Annotated in this window: 1 rRNA gene; it reads left to right on the top strand. The window is 49.9% G+C overall.

The window, feature by feature from the left end:
• The first annotated feature begins 83 nt into the window (after positions 1-83).
• Positions 84-1,654, top strand: a 16S ribosomal RNA gene (locus OCU21_RS11145).
• The last annotated feature ends 93 nt before the right edge of the window (positions 1,655-1,747 follow it).

The raw sequence follows: 1,747 nt of genomic DNA, 5'->3' as shown, positions 1-1,747 counted from the left end.
CGATTTCGGTCGTTATCTACAAAGAACATTTGCGAAGTCAATTCGCTAGTTAATGAATTTAAAATTGAGTCTAACTCAAACTTTTATATGAGAGTTTGATCCTGGCTCAGGATGAACGCTGGCGGCGTGCCTAATACATGCAAGTCGAACGAGTTTCGACATTTACGGAAGATGCTTGCATCGGAAGAAGATGTTGGAACGAGTGGCGGACGGGTGAGTAACACGTGGGTAACCTACCCTAAAGTGGGGGATAACATTTGGAAACAGATGCTAATACCGCATAACAATCAAAACCACATGGTTTTGATTTAAAAGATGGTTTCGGCTATCACTTTTGGATGGACCCGCGGCGTATTAGCTAGTTGGTGAGGTAACGGCTCACCAAGGCAGTGATACGTAGCCGACCTGAGAGGGTAATCGGCCACATTGGGACTGAGACACGGCCCAAACTCCTACGGGAGGCAGCAGTAGGGAATCTTCCACAATGGACGAAAGTCTGATGGAGCAACGCCGCGTGAGTGAAGAAGGTTTTCGGATCGTAAAACTCTGTTATTGGAGAAGAACGTACTTGGTAGTAACTGGCCAGGTAGTGACGGTATCCAACCAGAAAGCCACGGCTAACTACGTGCCAGCAGCCGCGGTAATACGTAGGTGGCAAGCGTTATCCGGATTTATTGGGCGTAAAGCGAGTGCAGGCGGTTTTTTAAGTCTGATGTGAAAGCCTTCGGCTTAACCGAAGAAATGCATTGGAAACTGGGGAACTTGAGTGCAGAAGAGGAGAGTGGAACTCCATGTGTAGCGGTGAAATGCGTAGATATATGGAAGAACACCAGTGGCGAAGGCGGCTCTCTGGTCTGTAACTGACGCTGAGGCTCGAAAGCGTGGGTAGCAAACAGGATTAGATACCCTGGTAGTCCACGCCGTAAACGATGAGTGCTAAGTGTTGGAGGGTTTCCGCCCTTCAGTGCTGCAGCTAACGCATTAAGCACTCCGCCTGGGGAGTACGACCGCAAGGTTGAAACTCAAAGGAATTGACGGGGGCCCGCACAAGCGGTGGAGCATGTGGTTTAATTCGAAGCAACGCGAAGAACCTTACCAGGTCTTGACATCTAGCGCCAATCTTAGAGATAAGACGTTCCCTTCGGGGACGCTAAGACAGGTGGTGCATGGTTGTCGTCAGCTCGTGTCGTGAGATGTTGGGTTAAGTCCCGCAACGAGCGCAACCCTTATGATTAGTTGCCAGCATTCAGTTGGGCACTCTAGTCAGACTGCCGGTGACAAACCGGAGGAAGGTGGGGATGACGTCAAATCATCATGCCCCTTATGACCTGGGCTACACACGTGCTACAATGGCTGATACAACGAGTTGCGAGACCGCGAGGTCAAGCTAATCTCTAAAAGTCAGTCTCAGTTCGGATTGTAGGCTGCAACTCGCCTACATGAAGTTGGAATCGCTAGTAATCGCGGATCAGCACGCCGCGGTGAATACGTTCCCGGGCCTTGTACACACCGCCCGTCACACCATGAGAGTTTGTAACACCCAAAGCCGGTGAGGTAACCTTTTAGGAGCCAGCCGTCTAAGGTGGGACAGATGATTAGGGTGAAGTCGTAACAAGGTAGCCGTAGGAGAACCTGCGGCTGGATCACCTCCTTTCTAAGGAACTGTTAGTTTTGGGGTCAAAGCCAAACTAACTTACGGAAACTGCACAGTCGAAACTTTGTTTAGTTTTGAGAGGTCTACTCTCAA

The organism is Lapidilactobacillus luobeiensis (genome assembly GCF_024345205.1).
In the GTDB taxonomy this organism is placed as follows: Bacteria; Bacillota; Bacilli; order Lactobacillales; family Lactobacillaceae; genus Lapidilactobacillus; species Lapidilactobacillus luobeiensis.
The sequence above is the reverse complement of the archived record's forward strand: the minus strand, read 5'-3'. Positions and strand labels throughout refer to the sequence as shown.